Origin of the sequence: Altererythrobacter sp. KTW20L (genome assembly GCF_023501975.1) — a bacterium.
Lineage (GTDB): Bacteria > Pseudomonadota > Alphaproteobacteria > Sphingomonadales > Sphingomonadaceae > Alteraurantiacibacter.
Genome location: NZ_JAMFLH010000012.1, coordinates 129,543 through 147,432 on the forward strand (window position 1 = coordinate 129,543; position 17,890 = coordinate 147,432).

The window sequence follows — 17,890 nt, forward strand, 5'->3', positions numbered from 1 at the left end:
GTCTGCAAGGGGCGATGGCGCTGACCAGATGACCGAACTCGATCCTTGCGACTTGCCGCTCGTCCAGCGACTGGCCCTGTCCTATGCCCCTGCCCGCGCGCGGGGCAATGAACTGGCCCTGCTCATGCTCGATCATCGCCTGGCCACGATCCTGCGACAGGGTGGGGAGCCGGTGATCGCGCAGATCAAGCTGGCCTGGTGGCGCGAACGGCTAGGGGAACACCCTGATGCTTGGCCTGCCGGGGAGCCGCTGCTGGAGGCCCTGCGCCGGTGGCCCGCACCACTTGCCACCCTCGCCCCTCTGGTCGATGGCTGGGAAGCCTTGCTGGCCGATGAGCTTACCCTGTCTGGAATCGAGGAATTCGCGGCGGGTCGCGCCGCAGCGTGGCAGGCACTGGCTCCCGCAGATCAGGCCAGTGCTGCCGGGCAAGTGGCCCGCGAATGGGCGTTGGCGGACCTCGCCATGCATCTCGGGAAGGAGGGAGAGGCCGGGGCGGCGCGCAGGCTGGTTCTGACCGGGCCCAGCCGCGCTGTCCGCTTGCCCCGGGCCCTACGACCGCTGGCCGTGCTGCACAGGCTGGCCCGGCGCGCGATCGAACGGGACAGCAGCGACATGCTCGATGGGCCGGGTGCCGGACTTGTCGCCTTGCGGATCGGGCTGTTCGGGCGTTAAACCGTTGTCGGACGGGTAATTATTGCCGGGCAGGGGGGATTCGCCAATGAACCGGGTCGTACTGGGGGCCTTCGTGGCATTGCTGATGGTTGGCACGGGGCTGTTCTGGCTCCAGGGCCGGGCCCAGGTCGAGGCAGGTGCGCCGCCGCCGGTACCGGTTACGCCTGCTTCCGCCGATGACGGATCGCTGCCCGAGGCCGACGTTGCGGGGCTGCAGGGCCCGGCACCGCCCCAAAGCACGCGCCTCACGCGAGAAGAGCAGCGCTTCTTCCGCTATGACACAGACCGCGACCGCCGGATCACCCGCAACGAGATGATGTCCAGCCGCACCGCCGCTTTCCGCGCGCTCGATACCGACGGCAACAACCTGCTGACTTTCGAGGAATGGGCGGTTACGACCAGTGAACGGTTTGCCGGGATGGATGCCGACGGCAACGGCTGGCTCAGCCCTGCCGAATTCGCCACCAGCGCCCCCAGGCCACGGCCAACGCAAACCCCGCGGTGCAACTGCTAGATCAGGCGGGTACTCGCTCCAGCCCGGCCTTGCTCAATTGGGCCAGCCACTCACCGAAATCCTGCTTGGCGCGGCCGGTATAGGCTTCCTTGCGCGATTTCTTGTTCACATCGTGCAGGGGCGGGAACAGGCCGAAATTGATGTTCATCGGCTGGTAGTCGCTCGCTTCCGCATCGCCGGTGATATGGGCCAGCAATGCGCCGCAGGCAGAGGTGCGCGGCGGGCCCTGCCAGCTAGCGCCTTGCACTTCGGCGGCTGTCATCATCCCTGCCAGCATGCCCACGGCGGCGCTCTCGATATAGCCTTCGCAGCCCGTCACTTGCCCCGCAAAGCGGATATGTTCCGCACCTTTCAACCGTAACTGCCGGTCAAGCAGGGTGGGCGAGTTGATGAAGGTGTTGCGGTGCATTCCGCCCAGCCGGGCAAATTCCGCATCTTGCAGGCCGGGGATCGTGCGGAACAGTTCCACCTGCGCGCCGTATTTCATCTTGGTCTGGAAGCCGACCATGTTCCACAGCGTACCCAGCTTGTTGTCCTGCCGCAGTTGCACCACGGCATAGGGCCAGCGACCCTGCGGGAATTCGGGCGTGGCGGCGTGGGGGTTGTCGAGGCCGACGGGCTTCATCGGGCCGAAGCGCAATGTTTCCCGCCCACGCTCTGCCATCACCTCGATGGGCATGCAGCCATCGAAATAGGGCGTGTTGGCTTCCCATTCCTTGAAGTCGCCCTTTTCGGCCGCCAGCAGGCCATCGACAAAGGCGTAGTACTCCTCGCGCGTCATCGGGCAGTTGATGTAGTCCTTGCCACCTTTGTCCCACCGCGCGGCCATCCAGCAGATCGACATGTCGATGCTTTCATGGTGGACGATAGGGGCAATGGCATCGAAGAAGGCGAGGCGGTCCTTGCCCGTGGCGGCCACGATACTGTCCGCCAGTTGCGGCGCGGTAAGCGGGCCGGTGGCGACGACAGTGAGGCCGCTGGCAGGCAGCTGATCCACGCGCTCGCGCACCACGGTAACGTTCGGGTGGCCTTCAAGCGCCTTCTGCACCTCGGCGCTGAACACGTCGCGGTCAACTGCCATGGCACTGCCGGCGGGAACGCGCGCCACTTCGCCCGCGCGCATGATCAGCGAATCGAGCCGTCGCATCTCGTGGTGGAGCAGGCCGACGGCATTCTTCTCGTCATCGTCCGACCGGAACGAGTTGGAGCAGACGAGTTCGGCCAGGCCATCGGTGTGATGGGCCGCCGTGCCGTCACCGCCGCCGCGCATTTCCGACAGGCGCACCTTCACCCCGCGCTGGGCGAGCTGCCATGCGGCTTCGCTGCCAGCCAGCCCGCCGCCAATGATATGCACATCGTAGGTCATGCGTCGCGCTTGCAGACATGCGGCGTTCCGGTCAAGAGATGCAGCATGTCACGCCACGCCCTGGTCGAGAAACGTCCCTTCCTGCTGCTCAGCGTGGCGGCGGCGCTGGCGTTCTATTATCTGCGCTGGACGAGCTTTCCCGAAGGCTACCTGATCCCGGTCAAGGGCGCGGCGGCGGCCATGCTGGGGGTCTATGCCTGGGTGCGTCACTCGGGACCGGACGCACGGCTGCTGGCCTGGGGGCTGGGCGCGGCATCGCTGGGCGACATGGCGATGCAGGTGGACCAGCAGATCGGCGGGCTGCTGTTCTTCATGTTCCACGTGCTGGCCATGGGCGTGTTCCTGCGCCACCGGCGGCCGGATATGAAGGGTTCGCAACGCGCGACGGCCGTGGCGGTGCTGCTGCTCACCCCGCTGATCGCCTGGCTACTGACGGCAGACCTGCAGGTGGTGTTCTATGCCCTGGCCCTTGGCGGCATGGCGGCAAGCGCCTGGGCCAGCAGCTTCCCGCGCTATCGCGTGGGGGCAGGGGCCATGCTGTTCGTGGCAAGCGACCTGCTCATCTTCGCCGAAATGCGCCCGCTGGCCGGACACTTTCTGCCGCAGTTCATGGTCTGGCCGACCTACTACCTCGGCATATTCCTGATCGCGACCGGTGTAGTGCAGACCCTGCGCAAGCGCGATCCGGAATTGCGGGTGGTGCAGTAAGGCGGGACCAGGTGCGCTAGGCCCAACCTGCCTCGCGCATCGCGTAGGCGTCATTCCAGATCTTGGTCATGTTCGCTATTTTTCCGCCATTGAACCGGAAGACGTAGCAATAATCCGAAGCGATCGATTTGCCCGTGGGCGGCACCGGGCCGCCTTCTCCCGTATGGGTGGCGTGGAACACTGCCGCGCCGACAACTGTGCTGCGCTCTTCATCGACCGCAAAGCCGAGCATTTCATAGCGCATGTCGGGCAGGGCAGGGGCGAGGTGCGCCATCCATTCTGTGTAGTCTTGTACGGTGTTTACCCCGGCCAGCGCATCGGCCTGCGCCGTAAACACAGCATCCGGCCTGCACCATTGCTGGCACACGGCCCAGCCCTTGCCGGTTTCGCAGGCATCGAAGAATGCGAGCGCATCGTCCTTGATCGGCATCCCAGTCCCTCCATCTTTTGAACAACGGAGAGGCTATGCCCCAAGTAATCCGAAGGCGACTCAATTCTCGTTTGGCTCACCCCCGGCAGCCCGCGCCGCGATCTCCTCGGCCACGGCTTCCTCCGCCGCGTTCTCCGGCTCTTCGTCCTCGTCGAGGCGGACGGCGGAAACGACCTGTTCCTTGTCGGCCACGTTGAACAGGCGCACGCCGGCCGAACCGCGCCCGATCACGCGCAGGGTGTCGAGCCCGATACGGATGAGCTTGGCCTGGTCGGTCACCAGCATCAGCTGGTCACCCTGGGTGGCGGTGAAGCTGGCGACCACGGGGCCATTGCGGCCGATGTTGTCGATGTTGGTAATGCCCTGGCCACCACGACCGGTGCGTCGATATTCATAGGCCGATGACAGCTTGCCATAGCCATTGGCGCAGACAGTCAGGATGAACTGCTCGCGCGCGGCGAGTTCTGCCATGCGCTCCGCCGTCAGCGACGGTTCGCCTTCCTTTTCGGGCTTCCACGGAGCGTAACGGACATAGTCCTCGCGCTCTTCGGACGATGTGCCGACGCGGTGGAGGATCGACAGCGATACTACCTCGTCATCGTTTTTGAGGAGCATGCCGCGCACGCCGGTGGACGTCCGACTGGTGAATTCGCGCACTTCATCGCCCGCGAAACGGATCGCCTTGCCCGCGCGCGTGGCGAGCAGCACGTCATCCTCGGGATCGAGCAGGGCAACGCCGATCAGTTTGTCGGCCGAGCCATCCTCGAAGCGCATGGCGAACTTGCCGTTGCTGGGCACGTTGGCGAAGGCATCCATCGAATTACGCCGCACGCTACCCTTGGCCGTGGCAAAGACCACGCTGAGCGCACCCCAGGTGCTTTCGTCCTCTGGCAGCGGCAGGACGGTGGCGATGGTCTCGCCGGTGTCGAGCGCGGGCAGCAGGTTGACGATGGGCCGACCGCGCGTGTTGGGGCCGCCTTCCGGCAGCTTCCACACCTTGAGGCGATAGACCTTGCCCGCGGTCGAGAAGAACAGCACCGGGTTGTGGGTGCTGGTGACGAACATGTTCGACACCGCATCCTCTTCCTTCGTGGACATCCCCGCGCGGCCCTTGCCGCCACGGTTCTGCGCGCGGAAGGTGCTCAATGGCGTGCGCTTGATATAGCCGTCGAGAGTGACGGTCACGACCATCTCCTCGCGCTCGATCAGGTCCTCGTCCTCGATCCCGTCCCATGCGGGCGCGATTTCGCTGACGCGCGGAGTGGCATAGGCGTCGCGGATCTCGGTCAGCTCGGCGCGCATCACGGCATAGAGCCGCGCACGATCGGCCAGGATGGCGAGATATTCCTCGATGGCGATGGCCAGCTGCTTCAGCTCGTCGCCGATCTCGTCGCGGCCCAGCGCGGTGAGACGGTGCAGGCGCAGGTCGAGGATAGCTTTCACCTGCCGTTCGGACAGGCGATAGGTGCCGCCAGCCTCGGTGGCATTGGGCTCGATCGCCTCGACCAGCTTGATGTAGGGCGCGATATCGCCGATCGGCCAATCCTTGGACAGCAGCTTGGCTCGCGCGGCGCCCGGATTGGGCGACGAGCGGATCATCACCACCACCTCGTCCATGTTCGACACGGCGACCACGAGGCCGAGCAAGATGTGCGCCCGGTCGCGGGCCTTGGCCAGTTCGAACTTGGTGCGGCGGGTAATCACCTGCTCGCGGAAACTGATGAAGGCGGCGATGAAATCGCGCAGCATCAGCGTTTCCGGCCGGCCACCGCGGATCGCCAGCATGTTGGCGGGGAAGCTGGATTGCGCCGGGCTGTGGCGCCAGATCTGGTTGAGCACCACTTCGGGCGTGGCATCGCGCTTGAGGTCGATAACCACACGCATGCCTTCGCGACTCGATTCGTCACGGATGTCCGAAACGCCCTCGATCCGCTTGTCCTTGGCGGCGTCGGCGATCTTCTCGACCAGGCCGGACTTGCCCACCTGGAACGGGATCGAGGTGAGGACGATCGACTGGCGATCGCCCCGGCCGGTCTCGATCTCGTGGCGGCAGCGCTGGAGGATCGACCCTCGACCGGTGGTATAGGCTGATTTCGCGCCATGCTGTCCCAGGATCAGCGGGGCAGTCGGGAAATCGGGGCCGGGAATGATCTCGACCAGTTCCTCGCTGGTGATCGCCGGGTTGTCCATATAGGCTAGGCAGCCGTCGATCACTTCGCCCAGGTTGTGCGGCGGGATATTGGTCGCCATGCCCACCGCAATGCCGCCCGCGCCGTTGACCAGCAGGTTGGGGAAGCGGGCGGGGAGGACCGAAGGTTCCTGCCGCGAACCGTCATAGTTGTCGATGAAATCGACCGTATCCTTGTCGAGATCATCCAGCAGGGCATTGGCCACGCGGGCCAGCCGCGCTTCGGTATAGCGCATCGAGGCGGGCGGATCGGGGTCCATGCTGCCGAAGTTGCCCTGGCCGTCGATCAGCGGCACGCGCATCGACCAGTCCTGCGTCATGCGCGCCAGCGCGTCATAGATCGCGCTGTCACCATGCGGGTGGTAGTTGCCCATCACGTCGCCGACGATCTTGGCGCTCTTGCGATATGGCCGCCCGGCGACGAATCCGCCTTCCTGGCTGGCATAGAGGATGCGGCGGTGCACCGGCTTCAACCCGTCGCGCACGTCGGGCAGGGCGCGGCTCACGATCACGCTCATCGCGTAATCGAGATAGCTCGCCTTCATCTCATCGACGATGTCGATGCGTTCGTATTCCCACGCGCCTTCGGGCGGGGTCACATTGTCGATTTCGTCACTCACCTGCGGTTGTCACCCGTCCGTTGTTCTGATCTGCTGGAGACGTATCCGACCCTAGGGGAAGGGGCGGGTACAAGCCAGCGGCGCGGCCCTGTTCAACCCTGCCGGAGGCCCTTTATCCACACTTGGAGGCACCCTAAAGGGCAGCTAGGCCCAGCTGTGGGGACCCGATTATGAAACCGATTATGAACTGGGGGGTTATGCCCGTGTTCAAATGGCGTTCAGTCCCCGGGCCGTAACACCCAATTGCAATACGGATCATTCCATTGCACTAGCGCGGACCGTACCGGAATATGGGTAGCCGGGGGCGTTTTCGCCAGCAGTTTCGGGTCCGCAATACACTTCAGGAGAGTTGATTGATGCTTCGCCACTCCGTTCTCGCAGGCCGCAAGTCGGCCAAGAACATTGTTTCCGCTCTGGCCATGGCCGTGGCGCTGACCGGGGCAGGCCTTGCCGCCGGCGCTGTGGTGTCGGCTCCTGCTTCAGCCCAGGAATATTCACGGGCTTTCGTCGATATCTACACCCCCGCTGCAGATGTGGTGAATGCCGAAGGCGGCGATGTGGCATCGGTGGCTGGCCAGTTCCCCGCGATCGTGGCAGCCGCCCAGACCGCTGACGAGAAATTTGCTGCGGGCAACCTGATCCTGATCGCGGGCAACAAGGCGGAAAACGCCACCTGGCAGCGCCAGGGCCTCGAATTGCAGCTCGCCAGCGGCAAGGTCGCGCCCGAGCAGGTCGGCCTCTTCAACTGGTTCGTCGGCAGCCTGGCTTTCAACGCGCAAGATTATGCCGCTGCCCGCGCTGCGCTGCAGCTTGCCCAGCAGAACAACTATGCCGATGGCGATGTGCACGGCCTGATCGCCGAAACCTATTACCAGGAAGGCAACGCCGCAGGCGGGCTGGCCTATATCAGGCGCGTGATCGAGACGACCGCAGCTGCCGGCGGCGACGTGCCGCAGCAGTGGGTATTGCGCAGCCTGCAGGCGGCCTACAATTCCAACCTGTTGGACGAAGCAATCGATGCCTCGATCATGCTGGTGACCTATCACCCCACCCAGGAAAACTGGCTGCGCGCACTGCAGGTCGCCAATTCGCTGGGGGACTTCGATCCCCAGGCGCGGCTTGACCTGATGCGCTTGATGCGGCTGACCAACACGCTGACCGAGCGGTCGGAATATATCCGCTATATCGAGGACGCCGATCCGCGCATCATGTCGAACGAGGTGTCCGCTGTGCTCGGCGAGGCAGTCGCGGCCGGCCATCTGGCCGAAGGCGATAACTATACCACCGAGATACGCGATGTTGTTGCTGATCGCATGGCCGGCGACCGGGCCGAAGCACCGTCACTGGTGGCCGAAGCGCGCGGTTCGGCGAATGGCCGGGATGCGCTGGTAGCGGGTGATGTGCTCTATTCCCTGAACGATTTTGCCGGGGCCGAGGAAATGTACGCCCTGGCAGTCGAAAAGGGCGGGGCCGATACGGCTACCGCGCAAACCCGCCTGGGCATGGCCCAGGTCCGCCAGGGCAAGAACGCCGCTGGTGCAGCGACCCTTTCGCAGGTGACCGGCCCGCGCGCCACGGTTGCAAGATTGTGGGCGACTTACGCCGCCAGCCAGGGCTGAATCCACGCTCAAGCTAAACTGATCACGCGAACGGCGCGGGAGGCTAGACGCTTCCCGCGCCGTTTCGTTTTTGCGGCGATTGCGATCAGACGTTGAACTTGAAGTGCAGCACATCACCGTCCTGCACGACATATTCCTTGCCTTCCTGCCGCAGCTTGCCCGCTTCCTTGGCTCCGGCCTCGCCATTGAGGGCGATGTAGTCGTCATAGGCGATCGTTTCGGCGCGGATGAAGCCGCGCTCGAAATCGGTGTGGATCTCGCCGGCGGCCTGCGGGGCCTTGGCTCCCTTGTGCACGGTCCAGGCGCGCGCTTCCTTGGGGCCTACGGTGAAGAAGGTGATGAGGTGCAACAGATCGTAACCCGAGCGTATCACGCGGGCGAGGCCGGTTTCATGGAGGCCCATCTCCGCCAGGAACACCATGCGTTCTTCGGCATCCATGCCGACCAGTTCGCTTTCGATGGCGGCCGACACGATCACTGCATTGGCGCCGTCGGCCTTTGCCTTCTCGAACACGCGGGCAGAAAAGGCATTGCCCTCGGCCGCGCTCTCTTCCTCGACATTGCAGACGTATAGCACCGGCTTGGCGGTCAGCAGCTGTGCCTGGGCGAAGACCCGCGCTTCTTCCTCGTCGGCCAGTTCAACCAGCCGGGCGGGCTTGCCATCGCGCAACAGGTCGAGCGCCTTGCCAAGCACCACGGCGATCAGCTTCTGTTCCTTGTCGCCCTGCGCGCCTTTTTTCTGCGCGGCGGGAACGCGCTTTTCCAGGCTTTCGAGGTCGGACAGCATCAGTTCGGTTTCCACCGTTTCCGCGTCGGAGATCGGATCGACCTTGTTATCGACATGCTGGATGTCATCGTTTTCAAAGCAGCGCAGCACGTGGACAATAGCATCCACCTCGCGGATATTGCCGAGGAACTGGTTGCCGAGCCCTTCGCCCTTCGAAGCGCCGCGCACGAGACCGGCGATATCTACGAAGCCAAGCTGGGTGGGGATGATCTTCTGGCTGCCTGCAATTGCGGCCAGCTTGTCGAGCCGCGGATCGGGCACGCCTACATTGCCCACGTTGGGTTCGATCGTGCAGAACGGATAGTTGGCAGCCTGGGCTGCCTGCGTCTCGGTCAGCGCGTTGAACAGGGTTGATTTGCCGACATTGGGCAGGCCCACGATCCCGCAGCGGAATCCCATCTTTGTTGTCCTTCATATCCGGAAGATGGCGCGCCTTAGGCTGCTGTCCGGCGCGAGGCAATGCCGCAGGACCTTTCCCTGACCCTAAATCCCTGCCCCAGAACGGGTAAGGGCGGACACCCAGGAGAAGGTGCCCGCCCTTGGACTTGGGTACGACTGAGGGTGGCTATCAGGCCTGCTTGCGGCCGGTCTGGCGACGGCGACGCGCAAAGGCGAGGCCGGCGAGGCCGAGGCCGAACATGCCCAGCATGCCGGGTTCGGGAACCTGCACACCGCTGGTGGTGCTGGTTGTGCCGCCCGTGCTGGAGGTCGAGGTGCTGGTCGAAGTCGACGTGCTGGTGCTCGACGACGTCGAGGTGCTGCCCGAGCAGTCCTTCTTGCAATAGCCGCCCGACGAGGACGAGCTGCCCCACCAGGACCAGGTGGCCGAAGCCGGAACGGACCAGACCGAGATCGAAGCAACGGCCACGGCGAGAACGGTTTTCTTGAACATGTGCAATTCCCCTGAATGCAAAACTGGGAGTGGTTACTGAAATTCTGGAGAATGCATCGCAAAGCCCGTGCCAATCGCAGATTTCTGCCGATTGCAGTGGTTAACGGGATTCGGGGTTGGGGTGACTTGTCAAAAGTTCCGACAGAATTGGGGAAAATTCCTGTCAGCCCTGCTGGCGCAAGGCCACGTCGGTCATGAAGCGGGTGTCGTCACCCTTGGCCAGCCATTCGGCCGCGCCGCCCATGGCCCCGAGCATGGTGATAAGGTCGTCCATCTCGGCCTTGGCATAGTTGCCCAGGACATAGCCGTGGACCCGGTCCTTGTGGCCGGGGTGGCCGATGCCGAGTCGCACGCGGCGGAAATCGGGGCCGATGTGCTGGTCGATGGAGCGCAGGCCATTATGTCCCGCCGTGCCCCCGCCGACCTTTACCTTGACCTTGAAGGGGGCGAGATCGAGCTCGTCGTGGAATACCGTCAGGGCCTCCGGCCCCAGCTTGTAGAAGCGCAGCGCCTCGCCCACCGCGCGGCCGCTTTCGTTCATGAAGGTGGCGGGTTTGAGGAGCAGGATCTTCTCGGTCCCGATGCGGCCTTCCTGGACCCAGCCCTGGAACTTCTTCTGGACCGGGCCGAAGCTGTGCATGTCGGCCAGCACGTCTGCCGCCATGAAGCCGACATTGTGCCGGTGCATGGCGTAGGAAGGGCCGGGATTGCCGAGGCCGGTCCAGATCTGCATGGCGTGCTTATTCCTGTTGTATCAGCAAAAGGAAAGGGGCCGGCATCGCTGCCAGCCCCGAACCTTGCGGCATGTGGGACGGATGACCCGTCCGCTGCCTGGTTATTCTTCGGTCGCGGCTTCTTCTTCGCCTTCGCCGCCGGCTGCTTCCGCATCCGAACGACGCAGCGCCGACGGAGCAACCACGGTGGCGATGGTGAAATCGCGGTCAGTGATCGCGCTGGTGCTGCCGGCGGGCAGGGTGACGCTGCTGATGTGGATCGAATCGCCCACGTCGAGGCCGGTCACGTCGATTTCGATCTCGCTCGGGATCTTGTCGGCATCGCAGACCAGCGCCAGTTCGTGACGCACGATGTTGAGCACGGCACCGCGCTTCAGGCCCGGGCTGGCTTCCTCGTTGATGAACACCACCGGCACTTCGACCTCGATCGACGAACCCTTTGCAAGGCGCAGGAAATCGACGTGGATCGGGCGATCGGACACGGGATGGAAGGCCACATCCTTGGGCAGGGTGCGCAGCGACTTGCCACCCAGTTCGATCATCACGATCGAGTTCATGAAGTGGCCGGTCATCAGTTGCTTCATCAGCAGCTTTTCTTCCACGTGGATCGTGGTGGGTTCTTCGTTGCCGCCATAGATGACGGCAGGTACGCGGCCTTCGCGACGCAATGCCCGGGAGGCTCCCTTGCCAGCCCGGTCGCGTGCTTCGGCCGGCAGGTTCAGAGCATCGCTCATGATAAAAGCCTTTCGAATGCGTGTTGGTATCCTCCCGCCACGCCTCCAGGGATGACCATGACGGGGGAAGCGCGGGCCTTTAGCAGGACCCACGCCGAAAGCAAGGTTATTGGATACGCCTGACGGTAAAGCCGCGCGCGGCGAGCAGTGCAGGCAGGCCGCCGTCGCCCAGCATATGCGCCGCGCCGACGGCTACGAAGGGCCGACGCCCCTCGCCCACCAGCGGAGCAATGCGCACCACCCAGTCGCGGTTGCGGGCATCGAGCAGGGCTTCGCGCAGTTCGGGATCGCCCAGCATCCCGGCGTTGCCAAGAACCTCCAGCCCGTCCATGTCACCCGCCAGCCAGAGCCGCAGACCCTGCGCCGGATCGCCCGCCGCCTCGCGCGCCACGGCCACCAGCAGATCATCCTGCTCGGTCTGCGGTAGGCTGTCGAACAGGGCAAACTGCTGCTCGTAGCTTTCCAGCCCCATGGCCTGCTTCCCGGCCTGTTTTCCGCTGCCCAGTAGTTGCCTGTCCACCCCCAGCTCCGGATCGCCGCTGCGCACGCCGCCTGCCAGGACCATGGCCGCCGCCCAGCTTTCCATTTCGGCATAGTCCGCTTCGTTGGCGCCCGCCTGTTCCAGCAGGGCTTCCACGGCCTCGCGTTCCTCGCCCGATACACGTGCAGTCAGGGCGGGGAGGCCGGGTGAATAGGCGAGCCGCTGGAACACCGGAAAAGACGCCGCCTGGTCGCCCAGTTCGGCGATTTCGACCACTAGCAGTCCCGCCTCAGAAAAAGCGTCGTCCACCGCCGGTGTCCGCCATTCTGCCCCTGCAGGCAGGGCGTGGACCGTGCCGAACAGCCAGGCCTTTTGGCCTTCTGGAGAAGTGACCTCCCACAGTGCGGGCGAAGGCTCGGGCCAGTCGCGATCCGCTGCGGTCCCGCAGCCGGCCAAGGCCAGCAGAACCGCCAGCCCGAGGACCAGCCGCGCGATCATTTCCAGATGCGCGTTACCGTGTGGCCGCGCTGCTCAAGCTGGTCCTGCACGCTGCCAGCCCCGGCAAGGTGGCCTGCGCCGACGGCCAGGAACACCGTGCCCGGCTGTTCCATCCGCCGCTCGATCCACTGCACCCAGGTGGTGTTCCGGTCGATCAGCAGGCGGTTGTAGAGGTAATCGTCGTCCATTTCGCTGTTCATGATTTCGGCCAGTCGGACAGCATCTCCTTGCAGCCAGACGGAGACCATCTCGTTCACCATCGGCACGACTTCGTCCATGCCTTCGACCGTGGCATCGAGATAGGTCAGCTGGTACTCCATGGCCATGCCATCGAACAGGCCGATCTGCTGCTCGATAGTCTCCAGCTCGTCGCGCTGCTTGCCTGCCGCACGGGCGGCAAGGGCCATCTCCACGCCGGTGGTAGGATTATAGCCGGCCTGGAGCAACGGCAGCACGCTGAGGTTGAGCGCGGCGAACCACGGCTCGTAGCTGTCGAGCGCGTTGACCGGCAGGCCAAGCACGGTAAGTGCGGCTTCGTATTTCACGCGGCTGTCGTCAGCCATCAGCCCGCGCAGGGTCTGCCCGCTTTCCAGCGCAGCGGCCCCGGCGATATAGCTTGCCATGGCCGCCTGGTCGCCAACATCGACTTCTGTCACCAGCACGTCGGAAGCCTCGAAGGCCCGGGCAATGCGCTGGTCATACCACTCGATGCCATCGGGCAGGACGTGGACCGTGCCGAACAGGTAGATCGTGGTATCCTCGTCGGCCAGCTGCCACAGGGCGGGGCCGCTCACCGCATCGACCGGCGGCGCATCTGCCACGGTCGTCGCGACGGGCGCAGCGCAGGCGGAAAGGGCCAGGCCGAACAGGGCAGCGGTGGCGACGAGCAGGCGCTTGATGGTCATGATGCGGGAGATCCTTGCGACGAACGGAAGCTAGATAGGGGGTCAGCAGTTGCGACGCCAGAACCAGCTGCCCGGAAAGCAGAAAAACGTCAGGAATTTAAGGAATGCTCGCGTCGGGAGCGGTTCAGTTAACCGGACTTTCAGTTCAGCCGTTCGGCCACAAGCCCCAGCTCTTGCAATCGCACCAGCACCGAATCGTTACCCTCGAAATGGGCTGCTCCCACGGCGACGAGGATGGTGCCGGGCTCGTCCAGCCGATCTTCCAGCCAGGTGGCCCACCGGCGGTTGCGGTTGGTGAGGAGGGCGCGGTGGAAGGCGACGCCGGCCTTGGTGTCGGACATGCCGAGGTCGATCGTCTCCTGCAGTTCCCCGCGTGCCCAGGCGTGTTCCAGCTCCCAGTCGTTGTCCTCGCCGGATGTCTCGCCCAGGCCGAGGAACATGCTGGCGCTGCGCCCGTCCCAGCGGATCAGGTCACGCTCCAGGTCGCGCAGCAGCAGGTTGTCGTCGATCCGGTAGAGCGACATCATCACCCGCCCGGTGTCCTCGATCGACGATACGGGCCGACCGGAGGCGGCGAATTCGGCTTCCAGCACGGTTTCCACGCCATATTCATAGCTCGACAGGCCGGTCTCCTCGCCGCCCATGCCGAAGCCCATCAAGGCCACCACCAGCGGCAGGCGATCGACTTCTTCGAAAAAGAGGCCCTGCTGTTCGACCAGCCGCCGCCACTTGCTGCGCGCCGCTGGAGCGAGCTGGGCGGAGGTGGGCGGGCGGCTTTCGAGCAGGCGGAGGAACTTGCCATCAAGCGCGGCAATGCTGGCTGCGGCATCGGCATCGGAGCTTTCCAGCACTAGTTCTTCCACTTCCCCGACGATGGCATCGAGCTGGGGATTGCGCCAGCGGAAGCCCTCGGGCAGCAGGTGGACCGTGCCGAGCAGGTAGATCGTGGTATCCTCGTCGGCCAGCTTCCACATGGCAGGCGCGGGATCGTAATTCTGCACCAGCGCAGGGGGCAGGGCGGGGGCTTCCTGCGCCGCAACGGGGGAGGCGAGCGGCATGGCGAGCGAAAGTGCCGCAAGGGCGAGAGCGGAGACGATCCTGTTCATCGGCGCAAAAGGCTCCTGACAGGGGCAAGTGTCAAGTGTCGCCAGCATTGACGCTCCAACCGCCATGAGCCATGGCGCGCCCATGCTATCCGGCTACCGATTGATACAAATCCACGGGTGATGATGGAACGGACACCGCAGACCAGCTTCCAGGACATGATCCTCGCGCTCCACGATTTCTGGAGCGCGCAGGGCTGCCTGATCCTGCAACCCTATGACATGCGCATGGGCGCGGGCACCTTCCACACTGCCACCACCCTGCGCGCACTGGGTCCGGAGCCGTGGAACGCCGCCTTCGTCCAGCCCTGCCGCCGCCCGACCGATGGCCGCTATGGCGAGAACCCCAACCGGCTGCAGCATTATTACCAGTACCAGGTGATCCTGAAGCCGAGCCCGCCGGACATCCAGGAGCTTTACCTCAAAAGCCTCGAGGTGATCGGTATCGATCCGCTCAAGCACGACATCCGCTTTGTGGAAGATGACTGGGAAAGCCCCACGCTGGGCGCCTGGGGGCTGGGCTGGGAAGTCTGGTGCGACGGGATGGAGGTGACGCAGTTCACCTATTTCCAGCAGATGGGCGGGTTCGATTGCAAGCCGGTGGCGGGCGAGCTGACTTACGGGCTGGAACGCCTGGCGATGTATATCCAGGGCGTGGACAACGTGTACGACCTCGATTTCAACGGTCGCGGCGTGACCTACGGAGACGTGTTCCTCGAAAACGAACGCCAGATGTCGAAGTGGAACTTCGAGATTGCCGATACCGACAGCCTGTTCGAGGGCTTTCGCCGGGCCGAGGCGGAGTGCCAGCGCTCACTCGATGCGGGCGTGCCGATTGCCGCCTATGAGCAGGCAGTGGAGGCCAGCCACCTGTTCAACCTGTTGCAGGCACGCGGCGTGATCTCCGTGCAGGAACGCGCCAGCTACATGGCCCGCGTGCGCGAACTGGCGCGCGGCTCTTGCGAGGCGCACATGGCCAAGGAAGCCGCAGGCTGGGCCGCAAAATATCCGGAGTGGAGCGCATGAGCGACTTCCTGCTCGAACTCAGGTGCGAGGAAATCCCGGCGCGGATGCAGGCCGGCGCCCGCGCTGACCTCGAAAAGCTGTTCCGGGCGCAGATGGGCGCGGCGGGTGTGGAAGTGGGCGAACTCACCATATGGTCCACCCCGCGCCGACTTGCGCTGATTGCCCGCGACCTGCCGCTGACGACCGAGAGCGTGAGCGAGGAAACCAAGGGCCCGCGCACCTCAGCGCCGCCGCAGGCGCTGGAAGGCTTCCTGCGCAAGACAGGGCTGACACAGGACCAGCTGGAGGAACGCGACGGGGTCTATTACGCCGTGGTGGAAAAGCCCGGCCGTGCGGTGAAGGACGTGCTGGCGGAAGCCATTCCCGCCATCATCCGTGCCTTCCCCTGGCCCAAGTCGATGCGCTGGGGCGCGGCCTCGGTCAGCACTGAAAGCGCGCGCTGGGTGCGGCCCTTGTCCGGCATCGTGGCGATCCTGGGCGAAGACCTGGTTGAATACGAGGCGGGCGGCGTAGCCAGCGGCTATGCCACGCGCGGCCACCGGTTCCACTGCCCGGGCGAAATCACCATCGGCAGCGCCAGCGACTATCAGGACAAGCTGCGCGCCTGCCACGTGATCGTCGATCATGAGGAGCGACAGAATACTATCCGCGAACTGGCCCGCGCCGCCGCGCTGGCCGAAGGGCTGGTGCTGGTGGAAGACGAAGGGCTGGTGATCGAGAACGCCGGCCTCACCGAATGGCCGGTGCCGCTGCTCGGCCGGTTCGATGAAAGCTTCCTCGATGTCCCGCCCGAGGTGATCCAGCTGACCGCGCGGGTCAACCAGAAGTATTTCGTGTGCGAATATCCTCCCCGTGCCGGGGAGGACCGCAAGCTCGCCAACGCCTTCGTCTGCACCGCCAACATCGTGGCCGACGATCCCGCCGTGGTGGTCGATGGCAACCGCAAGGTTCTCGCCGCGCGCCTCAGCGATGCGCGCTTTTTCTGGGAGCAGGACCGCAAGGTGCCGCTGGCGCAGCAGGCGGAGAAATTGTCGCGCATCACTTTCCACGAGAAGCTGGGAACCGTGGCCGACAAGGTCGAGCGGGTGGCCAAGCTGGCGCGGTGGCTGGTTGAAGAGGGGATTGTGAAGCCCTCTCCCCTTCAGGGGAGAGGGTTGGGTATGGGGGCGGCAGACGCCGCGCTCGCAGTCCCCCACCCCCCGACCCCCTCCCCTGAAGGGGAGAGGGAGAAGCTCGCCGATCTCGCCGAACAGGCCGCACGCCTGTGCAAGGCCGACCTCGTTACCGACATGGTCGGCGAATTCCCCGAACTGCAGGGCCTGATGGGCGGCTACTACGCTCGCGCCGAAGGCCTGCCCGATGCCGTGGCCGACGCCATCCGCGACCACTACAAGCCGGTCGGGCAGGGGGACGACGTACCGACCGCGCCGGTGACCGTGGCAGTGAGTTTGGCGGATAAGCTGGATACGCTGGCGAGCTTTTTTGCAATCGGTGAGAAACCTACGGGGTCCAAGGACCCGTTCGCTCTCAGGCGTGCCATTATCGCTGTGGAGTCGCTTCTGCTCACCAGCCAAATAAGGGTTCAACTGGAGGACCTATTTTCGGTCGCCTATTATTTCGTGGCGTGGACTGGATGGCTCGCTGCGATCGAAGACAAGATGTTCAAGGACGTTTCTCGGCGCGAGCGCTGGCTAGACTTGATCACCTATTACCCTAATGTCGAATTCGCATTTAAAGATGGCAAGAACTTTCAACTCCACATCAGAGGGCAGTTGGTCATGGCATCCCACTCTGCTTCTGGAGGGGATAAGCCTCACTTCGCTGACTATGCTTCTTGCTGGAAAGACTTCCGATCCTTCGCGATCGACCGCCTCAAAGTCCAGCAGCGCGAAGCCGGTGTCAGGCACGATTTGATCGATGCGGTGTTTGCTCTGGGAGGCGAGGACGATCTTGTCCGCCTGCTGGCAAGGGTGACTGCATTGCAAAGCTATGTCGAGACGGCAGACGGCGCCAACCTGCTCGCGGGATACAAGCGCGCCGCCAATATCCTCAAGAAGGAGGACTGGCAGGGCGTGGAGGGCGAGCTCTCGCAGACGGGCGAGGAAGACCCGCTGTCGGGCGTCGATGATCCGGACCTGAAAGCAGTGATCGATGCCAAGATGGCGATGCGGACGCCGGAGAACCTTTCCTACACGCCCGAACCTGCCGAAAAGGCGCTGATCGAAGCGCTCGACGCTGCCGAGCCTAAGGCGGAAAGCGCCATTGCGGCGGAGGATTTTGCCGGGGCCATGTCGGCGCTGGCCAGCTTGCGCGCACCGATCGATGCGTTCTTTGAAACTGTGACGGTGAATGACGCGGACCCGGCCAAGCGGTCGCAGCGCCTTGCCCTGCTTGCACGATTCCGTGCTGCAGTGCACAATGTGGCGGATTTCTCGCGTATCGAGGGCTGACAGGCGCAATTCTTCCGGGGGTGTGTCACTTTGTCCGCTGAATAGAAAGCTGATGCTTTCCAGTGGCTTACTGGCAACATTTAAAGTGACGCGGTGTCACTTGTGTCACCTTCGGCAATATGGATGGGGCAGGTAATGGCGAATTCGGTCTATCTTTTCGGC

At 64.2% G+C, this 17,890-nt stretch carries 16 protein-coding genes; 6 read left to right on the forward strand and 10 right to left on the reverse strand.

The genetic code is table 11. The features are described 5' to 3' along the window. Positions 1–28: 28 nt before the first annotated feature. Together M3P36_RS13090 and M3P36_RS13095 are read left to right on the forward strand one after the other, a co-directional pair. Positions 29–673, forward strand: coding sequence for a hypothetical protein (locus M3P36_RS13090; RefSeq protein WP_249704130.1), 645 nt, complete (start codon positions 29–31; stop codon positions 671–673). 46 nt (positions 674–719) lie between these two features. Further along, positions 720–1,187 (forward strand): EF-hand domain-containing protein, encoded by a 468-nt coding sequence (locus M3P36_RS13095; protein WP_249704131.1) that lies wholly within the window; start codon positions 720–722, stop codon positions 1,185–1,187. A gap of 1 nt (position 1,188) precedes the next feature. Here M3P36_RS13095 and trmFO read toward each other — a convergent pair whose 3' ends face one another. Beyond that, positions 1,189–2,553: a methylenetetrahydrofolate--tRNA-(uracil(54)-C(5))-methyltransferase (FADH(2)-oxidizing) TrmFO gene (gene trmFO / locus M3P36_RS13100; protein ID WP_249704132.1), complete on the reverse strand. Its 1,365-nt coding sequence runs from the start codon at positions 2,551–2,553 to the stop codon at positions 1,189–1,191. A gap of 45 nt (positions 2,554–2,598) precedes the next feature. On the opposite strand from trmFO, the gene M3P36_RS13105 reads away from it, so the two are divergent. Next, the gene (locus M3P36_RS13105; RefSeq protein ID WP_249704133.1) at positions 2,599–3,261 is read left to right on the forward strand and encodes a lysoplasmalogenase; all 663 of its coding nucleotides are present in this window, start codon (positions 2,599–2,601) and stop codon (positions 3,259–3,261) included. A gap of 16 nt (positions 3,262–3,277) precedes the next feature. Here M3P36_RS13105 and M3P36_RS13110 read toward each other — a convergent pair whose 3' ends face one another. Together M3P36_RS13110 and gyrA are read right to left on the reverse strand one after the other, a co-directional pair. Further along, positions 3,278–3,691, reverse strand: coding sequence for an ester cyclase (locus M3P36_RS13110; RefSeq protein WP_249704134.1), 414 nt, complete (start codon positions 3,689–3,691; stop codon positions 3,278–3,280). A gap of 60 nt (positions 3,692–3,751) precedes the next feature. Next, the gene (gene gyrA, locus M3P36_RS13115; RefSeq protein ID WP_502798384.1) at positions 3,752–6,424 is read right to left on the reverse strand and encodes a DNA gyrase subunit A; all 2,673 of its coding nucleotides are present in this window, start codon (positions 6,422–6,424) and stop codon (positions 3,752–3,754) included. A gap of 431 nt (positions 6,425–6,855) precedes the next feature. Here gyrA and M3P36_RS13120 point away from each other — a divergent pair, with 431 nt between their 5' ends. After that, positions 6,856–8,118: a hypothetical protein gene (locus tag M3P36_RS13120; protein ID WP_249704136.1), complete on the forward strand. Its 1,263-nt coding sequence runs from the start codon at positions 6,856–6,858 to the stop codon at positions 8,116–8,118. 85 nt (positions 8,119–8,203) lie between these two features. Here M3P36_RS13120 and ychF read toward each other — a convergent pair whose 3' ends face one another. The 7 genes from ychF to M3P36_RS13155 all read right to left on the reverse strand — a co-directional run bounded on the left by ychF (position 8,204) and on the right by M3P36_RS13155 (position 14,255). After that, positions 8,204–9,304 carry a redox-regulated ATPase YchF gene (gene ychF / locus M3P36_RS13125; protein ID WP_249704137.1) on the reverse strand — a complete coding sequence of 367 codons (1,101 nt, stop codon included), beginning with the start codon at positions 9,302–9,304 and terminating at the stop codon, positions 8,204–8,206. 169 nt (positions 9,305–9,473) lie between these two features. Further along, entirely contained in the window at positions 9,474–9,797 is a 324-nt protein-coding gene (locus tag M3P36_RS13130) for a PEP-CTERM sorting domain-containing protein (protein ID WP_249704138.1), read from the reverse strand. Between the two features lie 163 nt (positions 9,798–9,960). Further along, complete coding sequence (pth, locus tag M3P36_RS13135) at positions 9,961–10,530, reverse strand: aminoacyl-tRNA hydrolase (protein WP_249704139.1); 570 nt, start codon at positions 10,528–10,530, stop codon at positions 9,961–9,963. Between the two features lie 102 nt (positions 10,531–10,632). Beyond that, positions 10,633–11,265, reverse strand: coding sequence for a 50S ribosomal protein L25/general stress protein Ctc (locus tag M3P36_RS13140; protein WP_249704140.1), 633 nt, complete (start codon positions 11,263–11,265; stop codon positions 10,633–10,635). 106 nt (positions 11,266–11,371) lie between these two features. After that, on the reverse strand, positions 11,372–12,244 hold the full coding sequence (locus M3P36_RS13145; RefSeq protein ID WP_249704141.1) for a TraB/GumN family protein: 873 nt from the start codon (positions 12,242–12,244) through the stop codon (positions 11,372–11,374). Beyond that, entirely contained in the window at positions 12,241–13,149 is a 909-nt protein-coding gene (locus M3P36_RS13150) for a TraB/GumN family protein (protein WP_249704142.1), read from the reverse strand. Before M3P36_RS13150 ends, M3P36_RS13145 begins: the two co-directional genes overlap by 4 nt. 140 nt (positions 13,150–13,289) lie before the next feature. Beyond that, a complete protein-coding gene (locus tag M3P36_RS13155; RefSeq protein WP_249704143.1) occupies positions 13,290–14,255 on the reverse strand; it encodes a TraB/GumN family protein in 966 nt (321 codons plus the stop codon). 123 nt (positions 14,256–14,378) lie between these two features. On the opposite strand from M3P36_RS13155, the gene M3P36_RS13160 reads away from it, so the two are divergent. Beyond that, a complete protein-coding gene (locus M3P36_RS13160) occupies positions 14,379–15,278 on the forward strand; it encodes a glycine--tRNA ligase subunit alpha (RefSeq protein ID WP_249704154.1) in 900 nt (299 codons plus the stop codon). Further along, positions 15,275–17,728, forward strand: coding sequence for a glycine--tRNA ligase subunit beta (glyS, locus tag M3P36_RS13165; RefSeq protein ID WP_249704144.1), 2,454 nt, complete (start codon positions 15,275–15,277; stop codon positions 17,726–17,728). Before M3P36_RS13160 ends, glyS begins: the two co-directional genes overlap by 4 nt. Positions 17,729–17,890 lie beyond the last annotated feature (162 nt).

What these genes read in the sequence shown, in the direction of transcription:
- M3P36_RS13090 (WP_249704130.1), top strand. Translation starts at nt 29, where the DNA reads ATGACCGAACTCGATCCTTGCGACTTGCCGCTCGTCCAGCGACTGGCC.
- M3P36_RS13095 (WP_249704131.1), top strand. Translation starts at nt 720, where the DNA reads ATGAACCGGGTCGTACTGGGGGCCTTCGTGGCATTGCTGATGGTTGGC.
- trmFO (WP_249704132.1), bottom strand. Translation starts at nt 2,553, where the DNA reads ATGACCTACGATGTGCATATCATTGGCGGCGGGCTGGCTGGCAGCGAA.
- M3P36_RS13105 (WP_249704133.1), top strand. Translation starts at nt 2,599, where the DNA reads ATGTCACGCCACGCCCTGGTCGAGAAACGTCCCTTCCTGCTGCTCAGC.
- M3P36_RS13110 (WP_249704134.1), bottom strand. Translation starts at nt 3,691, where the DNA reads ATGCCGATCAAGGACGATGCGCTCGCATTCTTCGATGCCTGCGAAACC.
- gyrA (WP_502798384.1), bottom strand. Translation starts at nt 6,424, where the DNA reads ATGAAGGCGAGCTATCTCGATTACGCGATGAGCGTGATCGTGAGCCGC.
- M3P36_RS13120 (WP_249704136.1), top strand. Translation starts at nt 6,856, where the DNA reads ATGCTTCGCCACTCCGTTCTCGCAGGCCGCAAGTCGGCCAAGAACATT.
- ychF (WP_249704137.1), bottom strand. Translation starts at nt 9,304, where the DNA reads ATGGGATTCCGCTGCGGGATCGTGGGCCTGCCCAATGTCGGCAAATCA.
- M3P36_RS13130 (WP_249704138.1), bottom strand. Translation starts at nt 9,797, where the DNA reads ATGTTCAAGAAAACCGTTCTCGCCGTGGCCGTTGCTTCGATCTCGGTC.
- pth (WP_249704139.1), bottom strand. Translation starts at nt 10,530, where the DNA reads ATGCAGATCTGGACCGGCCTCGGCAATCCCGGCCCTTCCTACGCCATG.
- M3P36_RS13140 (WP_249704140.1), bottom strand. Translation starts at nt 11,265, where the DNA reads ATGAGCGATGCTCTGAACCTGCCGGCCGAAGCACGCGACCGGGCTGGC.
- M3P36_RS13145 (WP_249704141.1), bottom strand. Translation starts at nt 12,244, where the DNA reads ATGATCGCGCGGCTGGTCCTCGGGCTGGCGGTTCTGCTGGCCTTGGCC.
- M3P36_RS13150 (WP_249704142.1), bottom strand. Translation starts at nt 13,149, where the DNA reads ATGACCATCAAGCGCCTGCTCGTCGCCACCGCTGCCCTGTTCGGCCTG.
- M3P36_RS13155 (WP_249704143.1), bottom strand. Translation starts at nt 14,255, where the DNA reads ATGAACAGGATCGTCTCCGCTCTCGCCCTTGCGGCACTTTCGCTCGCC.
- M3P36_RS13160 (WP_249704154.1), top strand. Translation starts at nt 14,379, where the DNA reads ATGGAACGGACACCGCAGACCAGCTTCCAGGACATGATCCTCGCGCTC.
- glyS (WP_249704144.1), top strand. Translation starts at nt 15,275, where the DNA reads ATGAGCGACTTCCTGCTCGAACTCAGGTGCGAGGAAATCCCGGCGCGG.